Raw genomic sequence first — 234 nt, forward strand, 5'->3', positions numbered from 1 at the left:
GCTGATCACCTTTCATCCTTTTCAAACCATGATAAGCAAGCGCAACTGCCGCTATCATCATAAGTAAACATAAAACTGCACTACATCTACACAGAAGTGCAAAACGACTTAAACTATCCTCGTCTCTCCCCCTCAATGTGTATATGCTCCTGGATTATCTTGGTCAAGTTGATGATGCAGCGCTGCATATACCCCACTCGCTATTACATTTGCCATATCCTCTATAAAAGCATC

Annotated in this window: 1 protein-coding gene and 1 pseudogene; both read right to left on the reverse strand. The window is 41.9% G+C overall.

Annotation, left to right across the window (positions count from 1 at the left end; translation table 11 throughout):
* Positions 1-136: pseudogene (locus JDS81_RS30090) on the reverse strand (DUF3679 domain-containing protein); the annotation flags it as partial.
* The coding region (locus JDS81_RS30095) for a GPR endopeptidase (RefSeq protein ID WP_199688711.1) at positions 133-234 on the reverse strand (102 nt) is incomplete at its 5' end. The gene JDS81_RS30095 and the pseudogene JDS81_RS30090, both read right to left, overlap by 4 nt.

The sequence above is a fragment of the Bacillus cereus group sp. N31 genome (assembly GCF_016483245.1).
Lineage (GTDB): Bacteria > Bacillota > Bacilli > Bacillales > Bacillaceae_G > Bacillus_A > Bacillus_A toyonensis.